This is a genomic window from Streptomyces sp. NPDC001220 (assembly GCF_053597895.1).
Window position 1 is genome coordinate 15716 of sequence record NZ_JBSFJE010000023.1, and the last position, 18971, is coordinate 34686.

Consider the following 18971-nt stretch of genomic DNA (forward strand, 5'->3'; position numbering starts at 1 on the left):
CACCCCTGGACTGGTTCGGGCGGCTGATCACAGCGAAGGAGACGGGTAGCTAAGGGATCGGATGGGCCGTTCTCAGGCTGCCGTCATTATTGAGCACTACCTTAATACCGTAGGCCCTGTTGGTCGCCAGCCCGCGACTTTGCATTTCACTGAGAATACCGACGCCGTCCGGACCCGCGTTCACTCTACCTTCGTAGACATAACCGTCACGATCCCCATTCGACTGCGCCGGGTTATTTTTCACGACCTGTTGTATCCATTGCTGCACCTTCCGACCCTTCCCGATAAATGCACCCTTGGTTCTCGGGTCGTACAGTTCACCGCCAATGCGATGCCGGTCTAGAACGTGCTGCCAGCCATCATAGTCATCCGTCTTCCAGGTGATGTCCGGATTCTGCGAACCGGGATCTGGTGCCTTACTTCCTCCGGTCGCGCTTTCCTCACTAGCCTTATTGAGGGCCTTACCCAATCCGTCGTCAATGCGCCCGATGCCGTCCTTCACACCGTAGGCGCTCGCGCCTATCCCGGCCACACCGGCGGCAGCGATTGGGGCGCCAGCAAAGCAGCCAACTCCGCTGAGGCAAAGACCGGCACCATACTCCGCAGCTTGAGTGCTAATGCCCATCACGGCCAGGCTTCCGCCGGTTTCAGCCGCACCCCACCAGATTTCAGGCTGAGTGAAGATGGAGCTGCCGTAGTTGACGAACGTGTCTACTGCGCCCGAGAGCCAGCCGGTGAAGCCGCCGTCTCCATTGTCGTTCGAGGTTGTCGAATCACCGATGGGCTGGCCGGTTGTGTCGTCGATCCCGTCGTACTGCTCCGGGTACTTGGCCTTCTGCTTTTTGGCGATTTCCTCGATCGACTTGATTCCGCCACAAGGGCCGTCCTGGAGGCAGGCACCCTTTCCGTCGGGGTCGCTGGCGGTGACGGGGTTGTTGTTCGCGTAGCTGTAGCCGTTGAGGGATTGGTGCTGGTCCAGGCTGAGTAGGGGGTCGACGCTGATGAATTGGCCGATGGCCGGGTCGTATTCGCGGGCGCCGAGGTGAGTGAGGCCTGTCGAGGTGTCGGTGGGTTTGCCGAGGAAGCCCTTGTCGTCGGGCCAGGTGACCGTGGTGGTGTCGCGGGAGGCGCCGAAGGGGGTGGTGTAGCGCTTGGTAACGGCCCAGGTGGTGGAGTCGAGGGCGACGGATGCGGTGCCGTGCGGGTCGTGGGCCAGGAAGGTGAGTTGGGTGGTGCTCGATCCGGAGGTCGCCGCGCGGACGGCGATGGTCTGGGCGCCGGCAGTGTAGTAGCGCAGGCCGGTCAGGGTCTTGGTGGTGCCCTTGACGGTGAGGTGGACTTCGGTGTCGCCGAGGTAGAGGACGCTTTCACCGTCTCCGGTGGCGCTGCGGATGAGGAGGTTGCCGTCGGCGTCGTAAAGGTAGTTGGTCTTCTTGGCGCCCTCGGTGGTACTGGCGAGCTGGTCTTCGCTGTTCCAGGCGAGGGTCTGGGTGCCGGTGGCGCCGGGGCGGTGGATGGTGTTGCCGGTCTTGTCGTACGTGTAGGTGGCGCTCTTGGCGCCGGTGGTGTTGTTGAGGGGGTGCGGCTGGCCGATGGCGGTGCCGTAGGTGTAATCGGTGCTCTGGTTGCCGGTGGTGAGGTGCTGGATTTCGGTGTCGCGCTGGCCGGCCGGGGTGTAGGTGTAGGAGGTCCAGTAGGGGGCGGCACCGCCGAGGCTGGCGGTGGTGAGGCCGGTGGTTGTGCAGTCGGTGGTCTGCGGGGTCCAGGCTTCGGTCAGGCGGCGGTTCCCGTCGTAGGTGAAGCACTGGTTGTCGGTCTTGCCGGTGCCGCCGAGGGTGGCTGCGTCGCTGATGGAGGTGACGTTGCCGGCGTCGTCCTGGGTGTAGGTGAGGTCCTGCGGCATGTAGCCGTGGGTGTCGTCTGTGATGTAAGCCCTCTTGGGGCGGCGAGTGCCGGTCTCGTAGGCGTAGTTGAGGTATGCCTTGGGGGCTGAGCTGGTGGAGTCGGTGCCCAGCGTGAGCGTCGTCAGATCACCGAGCTCGGAGTAGGCCGTGCCCAGGAGGTAGCCGGTTTTGCCCGTGAGGGTCTTGATGTTGCCGAGGGTGTCGTAGGCCGGGGTGATGCCCTCCGACGGGAGCCCGGCAACGGCCGGCTCACCGATGGATGAGGGGAGGTTGGCAGCGTTGTAGGTCGTGTCGAACGTCAGCGTCCGGCTTATGCCGCCTACGCCGGCCTGGGCGAAGGCGTCCGTTGCCGGGAGGGTCAGCGAGGTGGTCGTCGGGTTGTAGAGTCCGTCGAACTTCGTGGTCTTCTGGACGTAGGCGTCGCCGGTGGCTCCGTTGGTGTAGCGGGTGGCGGTGTCCGGCTGGCCCTTGGCGATCTGGTCGTAGTCCCAGTGGGCGAGCTTGTTGGCGTCGGTGGTGTCGGTCTGCCACTGGTCGGTCTTGCGGCCCAGGATGTCGTACTTGTACAGGAGCTTTCGGTTCTCGGCGTCCTGGGTCCAGTCGGTCTGGTCGAGGGTGTTGTAGTGGGTGGTCGTGGTGCCCTTGTCGGGGTCGGTGAGGGTGAGCTGCCGTCCGAACAGGTCGTAGGTGTAGGACCAGGCGCTGGTGTCGTGTGCGGTGATGGTTTCCTGTTGCCCGGCCGGCGTGTAGGTGTAGCGGGTGTGGTTGTAGGAGCCGGTGGCCTGCGGGGCGGCGTACTCTCGGGTCTCGGTGGTCTGGCCCAGTGCGTTGGTCAGTGTCGAGGTGGCCTGGCCGCCCGTGGGGGCGGTCTGGATGACGCGGTCACCCTGGTAGACCGTGGTGGTCGTCCATTTGTGGGCGCCCTTGACCTTGGTCTCGGCCGAGATGGAGCGGCCGGCGCCGTCGTAGGTGGTGTCCACCTGCATGGGTGCCTGGCCGCCCTCGACGGTGGCCGGCGAGTTGGAGGGGGCGTTGTTCGCGTCCCAGATGTCCGAGAGCGTGGTTTTCACCAGGCCGCGGGTGTCGTACTGGGTCAGGGCGACGATGCGCCCGCCGGAGGTGGACGGGGACTGCGTCTCTCTGGCGCGCAGCAGCGAGTCGTAGAGGGTGTAGGAGGTGGTGTAGCCGGAGGCGGTCGGGGTGAGGGTGCTGGTGGAGACCCAGGACGCCGAGGCCTTGGACAGGTTGTAGGCGTAGGTGTAGTTGGGGGTGGCGCCGAGCAGGCGGAGCCGGTTGGGGAGCCAGACCTGGGTCAGGCGGCCGAGGCTGTCGTAGGTGGTCTCGGTGATTTTGGAGTTGGGGTCGGTGACCTTGGTGGCGGCGCCGGTCGTGAAGTCGATGATGCTGTTGGTGGTGTAGTTCTTTGCGTCGGCGACCGCGGTGGCGGTGAGGGGTCCGGTTGCGATCGGGGTGTAGGTGGTCTTGCTCTTCTGGTCGCCGTTGGTGTCGCTGACGATCAGCGGCCGGCCCAGGGTGTCGTAGGTGGTTGTGCTGGTCTTCTGCCAAGTCGGCTGGTCGCTGCTGTCGTATCCGGCGGCCCGTCCGGTCCACTGCGGTTCGCCCTTGGTGGGGCTTTGGGTGGCGGTCCAGGCGGTGGTGGCGTCGTAGGTGGTGGCAGTGTCGCTGATGACGTCGCCTGCCTTGGTGGAGTCGGCAGGCAGGTTGAGCTGGCTGTCCGCGGTCGCGCAGGGCTTGGCCGTGATGCGGATCCGTGAGATCAGTTTGGTCAGGCCTGCGGTGGTGTTGCGGGCGTACCAGGTCCGGGTGCAGGTCTCGTCGCCGGAGACGGCGTCGTTGCCGTCGTCCTCCAGCGTTTGCGGCATGCCGTAGTCGTCGAAGGTCGTGACGGTCGTCCGGGTGCGGTCGACGGGTGTGCCGGAGCTGGTGACGTTGGTGCGGGTGTGGGTAGCGGCGGTGCGGACGAAGTACGCCTCGGTGTCGGCGTAGGACTTGTGCTGGGTGGCGGTCCGCTTCGACCAGGGGTCGTTGATGGTGCCGGAGACTTCGGATGCGCCGTCGTAGGTGACGGTCTCGCGGGTGAAGCCGGCGTACTGGTCGGCGTCGGTGAGGGCGCTTGCCTTGATGCCGGTGCTCTGGGCGCTGCGGCGGGCGTCGGGGTCTAGGGTCTTGCCGTCGGACTCCAGGAGGCGGTCGCCGTTCATGCCGCGCATGTAGACGGTGACGGTCTTGGTCTGGGTGCTGTCGCTGGGGCCGGTGAGGTGGGTGACCTTCGCGAAGCCGCGCCAGATGGACCAGGTGCGCTGGTTTTCGGGCGTTAGGGGGTCGTCGTCGTAGTGCCAGGCACCGCCGCCGGAGTACTGGTAGGTATCGGCGATGACCCCGGAGGCGCCGGTCGGGTCGCTGGTACTGACGGTGGTGACCGGGTACTTCTGGAACCAGTCCAGGGTCGGCTCGACGTCCCCGCCGTTGGGTCGCCACAGCACCGGGTAGCAGGTGCGGGTGTTCTGGTCCGGGCGGGGCATGTTCTCGCCGGCGACGCAGTCGGGTTCGGCGTAGTTCACGGAAATGACGGCGCCGGTCTCAGTGGTGATGCCGGTCAGCCGGGGCTTGGCCAGTGGCAGGATGTTGTCGTCGCTCGCGTCGACCCGGTTGTTGAGGAATTCGTTGACAAACGTGATCGCCGGGGTGGAGAGCGCAGTGCCATGTTCGCCGGTGTGCTGGATGGACTGAAGCCACAGCGACTGGTCGGCGGAGTCACCGCTCTCGCCGGCCTCCTGATACGCCTGGGTCAGCTTCCATGAGTCCACGGCCTGGAAGTCGGCACTCGGGGTGAGGGCCGCGTTCCACGCGTAGGTGGTGATGCCGGTGAGCCGCTTGCGGGTGAAGAACGTAGGTCCAACGTTGCCCGTGCACTTGTCGCCGTCGGCGCAGATCGCGTCGAAGGGCACGTCCGGCCAGTGAGGGCTGGTGGATGCGGTCAGAGAGTCGCATCCGTCGTCGTCACGGATGCACCGCTCGGAATACGTGAACGAGATCTTGTCTGACGCGGCCGGGCTGCCGGAGAACAGGGCGCCGGCGCGCTGACCGTAGAGGATCTTGTTGAGGTAGCCGCCGCGGGTGTACTGGGTGCCGGTGCTGTCGTCGCCGAGGGTGTCGTAGTTGTTGGTCTCGGCGGTGTACCAGTAGGACATGGCGTTGTGGTGGGTGTCCTCGACGTAGTCCAGGTTCCACCGCCAGGCCTGGGTCTTGGCGCGCCCGCTGAGAGAGGCGCCGCTGCTGAAGCCGGGCTCTCCCTTGTTGTTGCCGAAGACGGGAGTGGTCCAGACGCTGTTGGTGCGTTCGGTGTCAGCGCCGGTGAGCTTGTTGAGACCGAAGACGTACTTGGTGCCGTCGCTGGTGATGACGGTCCAGTACTCTCCCTTGCCGTCGATGTCGCTGTCGCCGTCGTCGCCGTTGTCGGCGCCGGTGGAGTGCGTGACGATGGAGGCGTCGTCGTCCTTCAGGTGCCACGTTCCGTCGCTGTCGTTCTTGACGAGTTCGGTGGCCTTGCCGTTGAGGACGAGCGAGGCGTTGTCGTACTTCCAGCACTGGTCGTACTTGCCGGTTTCACCGTCGTCGTCGCAGGAGGCGTACTTGCGCTCGACGTAGGAGGAGGTCAGATCGAAGCCCTCGCCGATCTGGCTGCCCTGATTGTTGGTGTTGGCGGTGCGGCCGTCCACGCTGCCGGAGTCGTAGGAGATGGCGAGGTCGGGGGCCGGCCCTGCCGCGGCGGGCGGGGCCTTGAGCGGATAGTTCCAGGTGAACGTGCCGGAAGAGCCACCAGCGTCCCACGTGGAGGAGGCGGACAGCGGAGTGGCCTTGAAGTCGCCGCCGCCCGACTTGGCCCCCGCAGCGAGGGCCACCAGCATGGTCTGCCCGGCGGCCTGGGCAGACGTGGCGGTGAAGGTGAGACGGGTCCGGAGAGTCTGTCCGTCGCGGTCGTTGGTGTAGGGAAGGGTCTTCGCGCTGCGGCATGCGGTCTTGCCGGGGTGGGTGAGGGCGCAGTCCGGCAGACGCAGCGCCTGCAGGCGTCCGGCCCAGTCTCCGCCGTAGGCCGCAGCGAATGAGGAGTAGTCGATGCCGAGGTCAGCCGTCCCACCGGTACGGGGTGCGGTGACGGCCAGGGCGACGCCCTTGATGCCGAGGGCCTGCGTCTGTGCGCGGCTGAGCACCCGCACCTTCGCCGTCCGCACTGCTTTCTTCGCGGTGGAGGCGGTCAGGGATATAGGCAGGGAACCGGCCCTCGCGTGCGCTGCCGCCGTGGTTGAGCTGCTGAGGGTGGCGGTGGCTGCCCTCGGCCACACCACCTTGGTGTCCTGCTCTCGCCGGGCTCGCGCCGCGGCCTTCGCGTTGTCTGCAGCCTGCCGGGCGACAGCGCGGGTGGCGGCGGTCTGCTTCGGCTTCAGCGGAACCGTCTTGACCGACACCTTCTTAGGGGCATCGGGACGGCCTAGCGGCTGTACACCCTGTGCCAGGGCATTGAGGGGGCTGAGCAGTCCCGGCAGCAGGACGAAGGCAGCGGTGACGGCGGTCCGGGCAAGCCAGGGCCCGCTGCTCCTACGTCTGGGGGTGCGGGGGCGGAACGGCAGCATGGGTCTCATGTCCAAAGCTCCATACGAACGCCCCTTGTTGAGGGGCGGGAGTCGGGGAACCGTGCTCGGGCACGGCCGGCGAGTGCAGGCATGCAGCCGATCGGCTGCCGGTTCGTTCGCGTCAGCCCCTGGTGGGCGGGACGGCGGTCGCTCCCGCCCACCGGGGTGGGGTCAGTCGCTGGGGATCACACGGTCACGCACCTCGTCGGCGGTCATCGCACCGACCCAGATCCGGAGCCGGCTCAAGTGGCCGGCGAAGTAGCCGGTGGATGTGGTGCCGCCCATGGAGAGGCTGCCGGTGCCCTGCTGCGGGCTGGTGACAGCGTTCTCGGGGCCGTCGTCGACCGGCGTCGTTCCCACATACAGGTGCATGCGGCCGCCCTGGTCCTGGGCGTCGAACACGCCGGTGAGGATCACCGACGAGGTGGGATCGGCAAGTTCGGTCACGTCGGTCACGTCGGCCGTGGTCACCGTGGTTCCGGACGGCGTGGTGCGCAGGAACTTCCAGACATAGACGTCCTGGTCGATCTTCTGCACGGCCAAAGCCCAGGACACTCCCCCGGTTCCTGCCTGTCCGGCGAGATAGGCCTCGTAACCGTTGGGCTTGGTATTGAGCACCGCCGGATCGAACTGGGCCTGCGCGGAGACCGTGAACGAGCCGGCCTCGTCGATGGCCGGGCCGGCGACCGAGGCGTAGGCCCCAGTGCCGTTCAGGACCAGAGTGCTCGACTCGTCGTCGATCCTGGCTCCGCCGGACAGTGCCATGGCGCCGATGGGGTACGGCGAGGATTCACCGACCGTGGTGCCGGAGGAGTTCTCAGCGTTCCAGTCGGCCACCAGTTCCGTCGCCGGCAGGTCCTGCTCGGTCGCCTGTGCCTCTTGGGCGATCCTCTCCGGGCTCAGGGCGTCCTGCCAGGCGGCGACTTCGTCGATGCGGCCCCGGAAGTACTGGCCTGCTGCGCCCCGTACGATCGACCGGCCCACCTGCAGACCCTGCGAGGCCTCCCAGCGCTTGTAACTGGGCGCGGCCTGGGACAGGTTGACCGGATCCCCCTGCGGGCGGCCGTTGACGAACAGCTGGATGGTGTCGCCGTTGGCGTCGGCACCGATCTTGTATACGCCGGCCAGGTGGGTCCATACCCGCAGGGGCGGGTCGGTGGTCGTTGCCACGGACTTGACGAGGACCGGGGTGGCCGAGTCTGTGGCCGTGTAGTGGAAGACATACGACTTGGTGGATGAGGAGTAGTAGAGCGCGAAGGCCTGCGCCTGTGCACCGGGCTCCGTGAGGATCATCCGGCTGGTCGACGCGTCCGTGAGATACACCCAGGCCGAGACCGTGAACGAGTGCGCCGTATTCACGACCGGTTCAGCGGAAGCCGCATAGGCCTGCTGCAGACCAGGGTCGCTGCTGTCCAGCCACAGCGACGTGTCTTCCTCGCCACGCCGTGCCATGGTCGAGAAGCCGGCCCCGTCGTGCATCGTCAGATCGTGTGTGGCCGCCGACGGGTCATGAGTCGGATCATCTGCCGAGCTGTCCTTAGCCGTGGTCACACCAGAGCCGGGGGCGCCGTCGTCGAAGTGCCAGCGGCCTACCGGTCCGGGCGGCAGGCTCACCTGGAAGTCGAAGGTCTTGGGTGAACCCGTTCGGTTACGGACGTCGATGGCCCATACCGTCAGGTGGTATGTGCCGCCGAGGGACGGGGTGACGTCGTCCGCCTCCGCGCTGTGGTCGGTGGAGTTCGCCGTGACGGTGTGCGCCTTGCCTTCCTGACCGCTCGGTCCGGACAGCGTCCACTGGTACTTGCTGATGTCTGTGTCCGCGCTGTTTTGCCCGAAGATGAACGAGCCGGCCGTGCCCGGGCCTCCCTTGGGGGTGCACGGGTCCGTCACGCACTCCACGTAGGGAGACCCGTTCTTGGGATCCTTCGGTGCGATCGTCGGTTCCTTCGGCGCGGTGGAGTCGATCGTGAAGTAGCACCATGAGGAGAACGAGGAGTAGAGGTCGCCGCTGTCACCGTTGTAGGACCAGTGCGACTGGGTACGGGCCCGGTATCGGTAGGTGGTGCCGTCCGTGCGTTTCGTGGTCTGCTTGTCGAGCAGTTTGCCGTCCGTGAAATAGCCGCCGTCGTTGTCCTCGGCCCAGATCTCTTCCCAGCTTCCGTCCGCCAGAAGGCGGGCAATGCGGTAGTTGGCCTTCAGCTGGCCCTTGCTGTCATTGGTGCCGGGCTGCACCTGGGTCTCCACCCGTGCCCGCACCGTCGGCTGGTCGACCGTGACAGCCAGCGGGGAGCCCACCGGGTTGCAGTAGCCGTGCGCGTTCGCCCCGGCCACACCGGGAATGACACCGACGTTGATCGGCACACCGGGGTTCGGCACGTAGTCCACCGAGATCTCGGCATTGTCGTCGAACCGCTTCCACGCGCGCGTGTCACCCTCATCTCCCGCGCGCAGCATCAAAGTGAGCCGGCCGAACTTTCCGTCGGCGAAATCCTGCACCTGCTTCGTCAGACTGCCGTTGAACTCCACCCAGGCATCCGGCTGAGGAGGACTGCAGTTGTCGCCCCGCCCCGCCGACACCGTCTTGGAGTCGATCAACGCGATGTTTTTCGGGTCAGACCATCCCGTTCCCTCAGTGATGTTGCTGGTGCGCTCCAGGTCCACGGCCTTGGCGTCGCAGTTGAACGACCAGGTCTCATGCGCACGGAACGTGGCGTGCAGAACGTGCTTGCCAGCCAGGGCGCTGGGGCTGAACTCGAAGTACATGCGGTTCACGTAGTCGTCACCGCACGGGTAGCCGTCCGCGCTGGCACAGCGCCCGACCCCGTAGTCGCCGGAGAACCCGTAGAACGTGTCGCCGTCGGAGGACAGGACCGTCCGCTCCGCCCGCGAAAGCCCCACCGCCGGGTCGATCCGCACGGGGTACACGGTCTGATCGCCCCGCAGCAGGTTCAGGTCGGGGGTGACCGTGATGCTGCCGTCATCGACCTGCACGGGCAGGGCTGCAGTCGTGTCGCCGTCCCCCGGCTCGAACGGCTCCTGGGTATCGGTATCCGGATCGGCCGTGGCGGAGGCCGCGCCGGCCGTCCGTGCCGCTGTGTTGAGTGTCTGTGTCTGAGTTCCGCCGCCGCTGCCGGCGGAGTCCCACATCTGTCCCGCCGGCCCGGTGAAGACAGCGTTGTCGTCAGCGTCGACCGCACGCAGCCCGCCCCCGGCCCCGGGGATGACAGACACCCCGTCGCCCTCGACGCCGAAGCGCAACTGCTCCAGAGACTGCTGCTGCGCGGCCTCGGCCGACTTGACCACCAGTACCTCGCGGTATCCGTCAGACACCGCGGTCAGCTGCAGGTCGACCCCGGGAAAAACCTCGGAGTAGGTGGCGGTCGCACCGTCCAGCGACGGCGCGGGAAGTTCGCCCGGCCAGCGCACCGACAGCGACCGCTGATCCTTCCCCAGGCGAACCATGGCCTGCGTTCCCCCGGCGGAGAACGACTCATCGGCCGCCGCGTACCGGGGGCCGATCGAACCGTCGGCCCTGTGCACGAGTGTGGTGTCGATGTCGTGCCAGGTGCCGGCATCGTCCTTCGCCCGCTGCGGCGCGGTCGCCTGCTTCAGGGTGTAGGTGCCATCAGGATTCGCGAAAGTCTGCGTGTACTCCGTACGCTGGTCCACAATCTCGACCGGGTCCCCCGACGCCTTCGCCTGCTCCAACGGCGCCGGCTCAACGCCCCCGTCAGCGTGCGCCGCCACCGCGGTGGTCACGTTCGCCACCGCGGCCCCGCCGAACAGCAATGGCCACGCGGCCAGGGACACGGCCAACCGCCGCACCCACAGCCCTCCCGTAAGAGATCTCCACTTACCCGCCTGTGATTTCACAGCCCCGCCCCACGCCCCCGCAGAAGATCCACAGATACGTCGCGGATAGTAGCCACGCACACCCGCAAAGTATCAAGAGTGATCCACATCACAGGCGAAGTTTTTAATTGGACAAGAATTAGAAAAAGAGCATTTAAAGGCTCCGTAAAAAGCGGACCATGAGAAACTTCCCACAAACTGCAGGCCAATTAGAGATGAATGAAGGTTGGCCGTACGGAGGCGAAGCCTGCACGGCCCGACGCCTCGACCTGGGGAAATCTCGCCGCCCACGCACCCTCGCGGCCTTCACATCGGAAGTGTGAGTGGGTGACCACCCACGTCGACGTGGTCAAGGTCATCGACGGGGCGCCGGTCATCGAGGGCACGGCCGACTTCAACGTCAAGCACCAGATGACGCTGAAGCCCAGCTCCGCGAACTGGAGCGAGAAGTTCACCGTCTCCAAGGCGACCACCACCGGCCAGGGCAAATGCGTCGCCGTCGGCGTGGCCGCCAAGTCCGGGAGCGGCACCGGGGCGTCCGTGTCCTTCCCACAGGGCCACACCCTGGACAGCGCCGCCGGCGGCAGCGTCGCCTACAAGACGACCGTCGCCCCGAAGAAGATCCTCGCCAAGGCGAAGACCACCTACACCTACACGTTCACCAAGCCCGGCTACAGCCCCGGCGGGGTCTCCTACGGCTCGGCCGTCTACCGCTGCGACAACTACTACGGCAGCAGCCGCACCAACCGCTCCGGGTGCGCGATCCCCGAAGTCCCCACCGGGGTGAGCATGGTCGGCCTGGCCCGCATCGACGAGGGCATACGCAAACTGCGCTCCCGCGGCGGGCACTACGGTGACCCGAACGGCGGGAAGCCCCTGCACTGGATGATCAACAAGACGCAGGAGAACATCAACAGGACCGCGGTGTGCCCGCGCACCGCTCCGGCGGACATGCGGCGCGCCGGCCGCACCTCGTGCGACGAGTACCCCTTCGCCTCCGCGAAGGAAGGCGGCACGCACCTTCCGGCCAGCCAGCGGGAGATCACCTGGGTCAAGGTCCAGGAGAACAAGTCCCAGAGCGGACGTATCACCGCGTGGCGCGGCCAGACGCACGTCATGGAGGGCGACCCGTTCTACGTGATCGCCTAGCCTCGTTACCCTCCCGCCAAGCCAGACAGGGTGCCTCTTCCCGCTTCACCAGGGGGCACCGTGCCTGTCCCAGGAGGCCCCTCTCATGCTGGTTCGTGCGTCCTCGTTCACCGTCGAGCTCGGTGAAAACGGCTACCTCATCGGTTTCACCGACGACTACGAGTACCCCGCCGAGATGCCCTTCGGCTGGCGCTGCGGCCCGGCCACCGACGCCAATGCCGTCGTACTGACCACCACCGACACCGGCCCCCTCCAGATCACCATCCAGATCCACGACGCCCCACCGGCCCCGGAGACCGGCGGCGAGTGGGAGCCGGCCGAAGAACTCAGCCTGCACGCCTACCTCTCCGACCTCCACCTCGCGACCCTGGAGTCCGGCGACATCACGGACGCGTGGCCCGACGAGAAACCGCCCCTTCAGCTACCGCCCGCCCCGGACGGCGGCGACTGGGTGCGCATGCGCCTGTATTGCCACACCGACGACCCCGAACCCGGCATCGGCGACCACGGGGAACACCACCTGGTCCAGCTCTGGCCCGCACCCCCCACACCCCCGGTCCACCCGGACATCACCAAGCAAGACCGGCAGGCACGCGCCGACTACGCCGCAGACCAGGCCCTGGCCCAGGACGACTACACCCTCACCTGCCCGACGCACACGGAGTAAGACCAAGGCTGGAGCCAGGGGGCGTGCCGTCCCGGGCCGGCCCGCGCGAGGACGGCCCCGAGACGTATGGGCCCAGCGCCTTCCTGGCGGCGGCCCCAGCCCTCTGTGTTCAGTGGGCGCCGTGACGTGATGGGCTGGTCGGGACAGGCGGCAAGGCGCTCGGCGAGCGCCCTTTTGCTGCGCCGGGTCAGTCTTCGGAAGTAGCGTCCACGTTCCGCCACCTCCCGACAGGCTCGTCAAAAGCCCACTCGACGGCGCTGCCGACCTTCCTGAAGGTTCCGCCGCCTGAGCGCTGCCGGCCTGTGAACAGGTGCCCGGCGTCCTGAGACGCCGCAGCTAGACCTCGAGGTAGGCGACGACCACCACCGTGCGCAGGACGGTGACGAGAGGTCGACCGGAGACTCCACCGAATGTTGACCGATCCTGTCTGGGCTGTCCTACCAGCGCATGCCGAGGGCGCTGAGTGCGTTGCGTCGCTCTTCGCTCAGCGTGGCGGCTCAACGGCGGGTGTTGTCGAGCCAGGCCCCGAGCTTCACGGCCGTCTGCTCGCCGTCACCGTTGTTGCCTGCGGTGATCACAGCGTGCTGGCGGGGTGCCTGGAGGTGGCCCTCGCGGGCGTGGAGCTGGCGGGCGGCGGCGAGGGTGGCCATCCATCCGGCATCCTGCGGCCGGGGCGCGCCGGGTGTCAGTGCGTTGTCGTCTGCGGCTGGGCGATGACTGCACCGACTACACAGGGGCCGTCCGCAGTGTGCGGACGGCGGCCCCTGTGATCGAGCGCCGGGCAGGCCTTGCACCTGCATTTCCCCGCAGGAAGCGGGGCGTCTTTCCTTGGACCACCAACGCGCAGATGATCGACCGGAGTTCGGTGACCAGCTCAAGATCAACTATAGCCCATGGGGGCGTGGCGTTCCGGTGCGAGTGTGTCAATTTAACGGCTGATCTTGTTTGTTGATGGTCAGTTGTTGCTCGGGCTCAGGCGGCCTTCGAAGGCGATCTGGAACGCGTTCAGGGGTGCTTTCCAGCGCATGGTCCACCGCTTGCGGCCCTTCCCGGTCGGGTCCAGGCTCATCAGCGCCATGTAGATGCACTTGAGGGCGGCGGCCTCGTTGGGGAAGTGCCCGCGGGCACGGACGGCCCTGCGGATAAGGGCGTTGACGCTCTCGATCGCGTTGGTGCTGCAGATGACCTTGCGGATCTCGACGTCGAAGGAGAGGAAGGGCACGAACTCGGCCCAGGCGTCCGACCACAGCTTCACGATCGCCGGATACTTCTTCCCCCACGCCTCCTGGAACTGCAGGAACCGCTCCGTGGCGTCGTCCTCGCCGGGTGCGGTGTAGACGGGCTTGAGAGCCTTGGCGACCTTGTCCCAGTCCTGGCGGGCGGCGTATCGGAACGAATTCCGCAGCAGGTGGACCACACACGTCTGGACAATCGTGCGAGGCCAGACGACCTCCACGGCCTCGGGCAGACCCTTGAGTCCGTCGCAGACCAGCATCAGCACGTCGTCCAGGCCGCGGTTCTTCAGCTCGGTGAACACGTGCAGCCAGTACTTCGCGCCCTCGCCGCCGTCGCCGGCCCAGATGCCGAGGATGTCCCGGGTGCCGTCCACGGTCACCGCCATCACCACGTAGATCGGACGGTTCGCGACCTGCCCGTCCCTGATCTTGACGTTGATGGCATCAACGAACAAAACGGGGTAAACGCGGTCGAGAGGACGACTCTGCCATTCGGCCATGCCGTCCATGACCTTGTCGGTGATGGTGGAGATGGTCTGCTTGGACACCTCCGCCCCGTAGACCTCGGCCAGGTGAGCCGCGATCTCCCCATGGGTGAGGCACTTCGCCGAGAGCGACAGCACCATCTCGTCGACTCCGGTCAGCCTCCGCTGCCGCTTCCTGACGATCTGCGGCTCGAACGTGCCCGAGGTGTCCCGCGGGACCTTGACCTCGACCGGCCCGACGTCGGTCAGCACGGTCTTGGCCCGGCTCCCGTTGCGGGAGTTGCCGCTGCCCCGGCCGCCGGCATCGTGCTTCTCATAGCCGAGGTGATCAGTGATCTCACCTTCCAGGGCAGATTCCAAGACCCGCTTGGTCAGCTGCTGCAGCAACCCACCCTGCCCGGTCAGCTGCAGTCCCTCCGACCGGGCCCGCTCCACCAGCATCGCGACCAGCTGCTCATCGGACATGGGCGCAGGCTGCCCAGGCTGGGCACTCTCGACAGGCTCCACGGTCTCCAACTCCACGGCGGTGTCAGTCACTTGACGTCTCTCCCATGATCGTCGGATCCGCCGTTAGATTTACACTCCCACGGCCTGCTCGACATCGGCAGTGCGGTGAGGCTCGGCGCGCCATCCTCGGTGTACCGGTAGGCGGTTCAGAACAACGGCGAACCGACGGCACCGCGGAAGCCGTTTCCAGGTACGCCGGAGAAAGAGAACTGGTGGTCACACCGCCGCGGTGGTCCTGTTCGGTGCGCCAGCATATCTTCGCCCAGCGCACTACGCCGCGTGGTGCCCGGCGCCAGGTCACGATGTCAAAGCGAGTGCTTGCATCGGCCAGCGGATCAGTGGGGGAGGCCTCGGCCGCCAAAAGCCGATCATGGCCTCTTGCGCGCCGACCGGGGCCGGCACCGCGCGGAACTCATCTTGATCGCGAACCCGGGACGATCAGCGGGACCACACGAGCGCAGAGGTGAGGGAAATGGTCGTTGTACTGCTGCTCGGTGTGCTGGCACTCGTCGTGGGCGGATGTATCTGTGTCTTCTGGGCTGCGCGCGGCGGACCGCGCTGGGCCCGCGTCGTGGCAAGCGTGACGCTCACCCTAGGCGAGCTGCTGGACACCGCCGGCAAAAGCAGGCGGCGCCACGCGAACCGGTCGGTGACGACGGGCGAGGGCGGCCCGTCACAGCATGACGTGCTTGACCTGCGTGTAGTCGAGCAGTCCGGAGAGCGACAGATCGCTGCCGTGACCGGAGTGCCGTACGCCTCCGTGCGGCATCTCCGACACCGTGGTGCCGTGGGTGTTGACCCAGACGATCCCGGTGCGCAGGGCGCGGCTCGCGCGCATGGCCCGGTCGTGATCGCGTGTCCAGACGCTGGCGGCGAGTCCCTGCGGTACGGCGTTGGCCAGTTCGAAGGCCTCGGACTCGTCGGTGAACGGCTGGACCGTCACGACCGGACCGAACACCTCGCTCTGCACGATCTCGTCGTCCTGGCGCACCCCCGCGACCACCGTGGCCTGGTGGAAGTACCCGGGCCGGTCCAGCTGCACGCCTCCCGTGACGACCTCGGCATGGTCGGGCAGGGTCTCCAGCAGACGGCGTACGGAGGCGAGCTGGGCCGCGTTGTTGAGCGGGCCGAAGTCGGCGTCCGGGTCGTCGGGGCCGCCGGGGACCTGCTGGGCGGCCCGTTCGGCGAAGGCATCCAGGAAGGCGTCGTGGATCCGGTGGTGGACCAGGACCCTGGTGGCGGCGGTGCAGTCCTGGCCCGCGTTGTAGAAAGCCAGCGACGACAGCTGTCCTACGGCGTCGTCCAGGTCGGCGTCCTCGTGGATCAGCACGGGCGCGTTGCCGCCGAGCTCCAGGTGGAGCCGTTTGAGGTCGGCGGCCGCGGCCGCGGCGATCTGCTGTCCGGCGCGGACACTCCCGGTGAGGGCGACGAGCCGCACGGCGGGATGGGCGACCAGCAGGCGGCCGGTGTCACGGTCGCCGCAGACGACGTTGAGCACACCGGGCGGCAGGTGCTCGGCGGCCAGCCGGGCCAGGAGCGTGGCGGAGGAGGGCGTGCTGTCGGACGGTTTGAGGACGACGGTGTTGCCGGCGGCAAGCGCGGGGGCGATCTTCCACACGGCCATCATCAGCGGGTAGTTCCATGGGGTGATCTGCGCGCAGACGCCGATGGGTTCCCGGCGCAGCACGGAGGTGCGGCCGGGGGTGTACTCGGCGGCCGCGGCGCCCGGCAGGTTGCGCGCGGCGCCAGCGAAGTAGCGCAGCACGTCGGCGATCGCGGGCAGTTCGTCGGCGAGGAAGAGGGCACGGGGTTTGCCGGTGTCGGCGACCTCGGCGCTCGCCACTGCGTCGGCGTGCCGCTCCAGCGCGTCGGCGATGCGCAGCAGCGCGCCCTGGCGCTGCTGCGGGGTGGTGGCCGACCACACGTGCTGGGCGTTCTCGGCCGCGCGGCAGGCGTCGTCGACGTCGTCGGTGCCGGAGAGCGGAGCAGTGCCGTGGAGGCGTCCGGTGGTCGGGTCGATCAGGCGCAGGGTGGCGCCCGATGCGGCGGGGGTCTCCTTGCCGCCGATGTGGTTGAGGACGGTTGCCGGGCGGGCGTTGTCAGCCACGGAGCAGTGCCTCCTTCGCTGCGGCGCGGCCGGTGCGGACGGCGCCTTCCATGTATCCGGCGACCCACTGGTCGGATCCGCAGACGTAGAACGGGGGTTCGTGGGTGCCGTGCGAAGGCCCCACGGCCATCACCTCGCCCGGCGGCCACTGGGTGACGTAGCCCTGTGTCCAGGGGTCGCTGCCCCACAGCCGCAGGTAGCAGGCGAGCGGTCGGCGGGCCTCGTCGCCGTACAGGCCGGCGATCTCGGCGAGCAGTTCGGGGGTGCGCAGCTGGGGCGGGGTGCCCAGCAGGACGCCGTAGCGCTCCGGCGGGACCAGTGCGGACAGGACGCCTTCGTTCTGGGGCCAGGTGCTGCCGAGGACGCCCTCGGACTCGGAGAGGCCGTTCAGATCGTCCGCGCGCCAGAAGGGACGGTCGTAGACGGCGGCGAACTTGGCCGCCGGCGCCTGCCGTTGCCGGTGCAGGGAGGCGAGGCGCGCCTCGCTCACGCCGCTGACGGCGACGGACCGCAGCGGTCCCACGGGCAGGGCGCTCACGACGGCCCCGGCGGTGAGGACCTCGCCGGTGACGAGGCGGACGGTGCAGCGGCCGGGGCATATGTCGAGGGCGGCGACCGGTGAGCCGAGGCGGACGCGCGGGCCGAGATCGCGGCCCATCACCTCGGCCAGGGTCGCCGAGCCCTCGGCGAGCCGCAGCCCTTCCCAGTCGTCGTAGTCGTAGTCGCCCGGGCCGGACGCGGGGACGACGGCGCTCTTGCGCAGTGCGGCCAGCAGGGAGATCCGCTCGTAGGAGCCTCCGGCGAGGGCCAGCTGGCCGATCTCCCACAGGCGGACGACGGCGGGGGTGGCGTGCCGGGAGCGCAGCCAGGCGCCCACGGACAGCCGGTCCAGGGCGGCCGCGTCCGGGTGGGACCAGGGGTCGCCGGGGTCGACGGTGGCGGCCAGGGCGGTGAACTCGGCGCCGAGCCGGGCGTGGAGGGCCGCGTCGCCGTCGCCGAACCAGTGCGGCGGTGCACCGGCGGAGCTGCCCTCCGGCGTGGCGCGGACCATCCGGCCGGGCTCGGCCACGTAGCTGGGCACCAGCTTCAGTCCCAGTTCCGCGGCGAGGTCGAGGTAGGAGGTGTGGGCGCGGCCGACGACCTCCCCGCCGAGCTGGACGGTACGGCCGTCGGGGAGGCGGGCCTGTTCGACCCGGCCGCCGACCCGGTCCCTGGCCTCCAGGACGAGTACGTCGGTGCCGGCGGCGGCCAGGTCCCGGGCGGCGGCGAGCCCGGCCAGCCCGGCACCGAGAACGATCACGTCGTGATGCATCGGTTTCGCTTTCAGATCGGGTGGGGGCGGTCAGGCGAGGACGAGGCAGTGCTCGGGCCGCCAGCCGAACTCGACCGTCTCGCCGCCGCTCCAGCGGTCCTCCATGCGGGCGCGCGCTGTGTTCTGCTCCAGCACGGACAGGGTGACGCCAGGCGCGAGTTCGATCAGATAGGTGGTGGTGGGGCCGCTGTAGACGGTGTCGCGGATGACTCCGCGCAGCACCGACATGCCCGGTTCGAAGTCGGACAGCCAGACCTTCTCGGGGCGTAGGGAGACACTGACCGAGGTGCCGTCGGCGATGGCGGCTCGGGGGCCGACGGGCAGGGCGGGTCCCTGGTCGAGGGTGACCTCGCCGCCGCGGTAGGTGCCGGTCATCAGGTTGGAGGTGCCCATGAAGGAGGCGACGAAGCGGCTGGCGGGATGCTCGTACACGTCCTCGGGGGTGCCGCACTGCTCGACGCGGCCCTCGTTCATGACACAGATCCGGTCCGACATGGTCAGTGCCTCGTCCTGGTCGTGGGTGACGAAGACGAAGGTGATGCCGACCTCGCGCTGGATCTGCTTGAGCTCCACCTGCATCTGGCGGCGCAGCTTCAGGTCGAGGGCCGCGAGCGGTTCGTCGAGCAGGAGGACGGCCGGCCGGTTGACCAGGGCGCGGGCGAGGGCGACGCGCTGGCGCTGGCCGCCGGAGAGGGTGCGGGGCTTGCGCCCGGCGAAGCCGTCGAGCTGGACCAGTTCCAGCATCTCGCCGACGCGGCGCCAGATTTCCCCCTTCTCGACGCCCTTGCGCTTGAGGCCGAAGGCGACGTTGTCGGCGATGCTGAGGTGGTCGAACAGGGCGTAGCTCTGGAAGACGGTGTTGACGTTGCGCTTGTTCGGCGGCAGCGCGGTCACGTCTTCGCCCGCGAGCAGCACCGATCCTTCCGTGGGATCGGTGAAGCCGCCGATCATGCGCAGTGAGGTGGTCTTGCCGCAGCCGGAGGGGCCGAGCAGGGAGAAGAAGAGGCCGGCCTCGATGTCGAGGTTCAGGTCGCGGACGGCGTAGGTGTCCGCGAACCGCTTGGAGACGCCGGTGAGGCGGACGGCGTGGGTCTCGTCCAT

At 67.9% G+C, this 18971-nt stretch carries 9 protein-coding genes; 2 read left to right on the forward strand and 7 right to left on the reverse strand.

Going from position 1 to position 18971, the window contains the following annotated elements; all coding sequences use genetic code 11:
• Positions 1-49: 49 nt before the first annotated feature.
• Positions 50-6565, reverse strand: a complete 6516-nt coding sequence (locus ACWDGI_RS38910) for an RHS repeat-associated core domain-containing protein (RefSeq protein WP_450767444.1) — start codon at positions 6563-6565, stop codon at positions 50-52.
• A gap of 162 nt (positions 6566-6727) precedes the next feature.
• The gene (locus tag ACWDGI_RS38915) at positions 6728-10366 is read right to left on the reverse strand and encodes a LamG-like jellyroll fold domain-containing protein (protein WP_450767611.1); all 3639 of its coding nucleotides are present in this window, start codon (positions 10364-10366) and stop codon (positions 6728-6730) included.
• 369 nt (positions 10367-10735) lie between these two features.
• Between ACWDGI_RS38915 and ACWDGI_RS38920 the strand changes: the two genes are divergently transcribed.
• Both ACWDGI_RS38920 and ACWDGI_RS38925 read left to right on the forward strand, forming a co-directional pair.
• A complete protein-coding gene (locus ACWDGI_RS38920) occupies positions 10736-11557 on the forward strand; it encodes a NucA/NucB deoxyribonuclease domain-containing protein (RefSeq protein WP_450767446.1) in 822 nt (273 codons plus the stop codon).
• Between the two features lie 85 nt (positions 11558-11642).
• Positions 11643-12224 carry a hypothetical protein gene (locus tag ACWDGI_RS38925; RefSeq protein WP_450767448.1) on the forward strand — a complete coding sequence of 194 codons (582 nt, stop codon included), beginning with the start codon at positions 11643-11645 and terminating at the stop codon, positions 12222-12224.
• A gap of 497 nt (positions 12225-12721) precedes the next feature.
• Here the strand turns inward: ACWDGI_RS38925 and ACWDGI_RS38930 are convergent, their stop codons facing one another.
• The 5 genes from ACWDGI_RS38930 to ACWDGI_RS38950 form a co-directional block, all read right to left on the reverse strand.
• A complete protein-coding gene (locus ACWDGI_RS38930; RefSeq protein WP_450767450.1) occupies positions 12722-12874 on the reverse strand; it encodes a hypothetical protein in 153 nt (50 codons plus the stop codon).
• Between the two features lie 305 nt (positions 12875-13179).
• Positions 13180-14409 (reverse strand): IS256 family transposase, encoded by a 1230-nt coding sequence (locus ACWDGI_RS38935; RefSeq protein WP_450767452.1) that lies wholly within the window; start codon positions 14407-14409, stop codon positions 13180-13182.
• A 715-nt stretch (positions 14410-15124) separates the two neighbouring features.
• Positions 15125-16558, reverse strand: a complete 1434-nt coding sequence (locus ACWDGI_RS38940; protein ID WP_450767454.1) for an aminobutyraldehyde dehydrogenase — start codon at positions 16556-16558, stop codon at positions 15125-15127.
• Positions 16551-17870, reverse strand: coding sequence for a flavin monoamine oxidase family protein (locus ACWDGI_RS38945; protein WP_450767456.1), 1320 nt, complete (start codon positions 17868-17870; stop codon positions 16551-16553). Before ACWDGI_RS38945 ends, ACWDGI_RS38940 begins: the two co-directional genes overlap by 8 nt.
• A gap of 30 nt (positions 17871-17900) precedes the next feature.
• Positions 17901-18971 carry an ABC transporter ATP-binding protein gene (locus ACWDGI_RS38950; RefSeq protein ID WP_450767458.1) on the reverse strand — a complete coding sequence of 357 codons (1071 nt, stop codon included), beginning with the start codon at positions 18969-18971 and terminating at the stop codon, positions 17901-17903.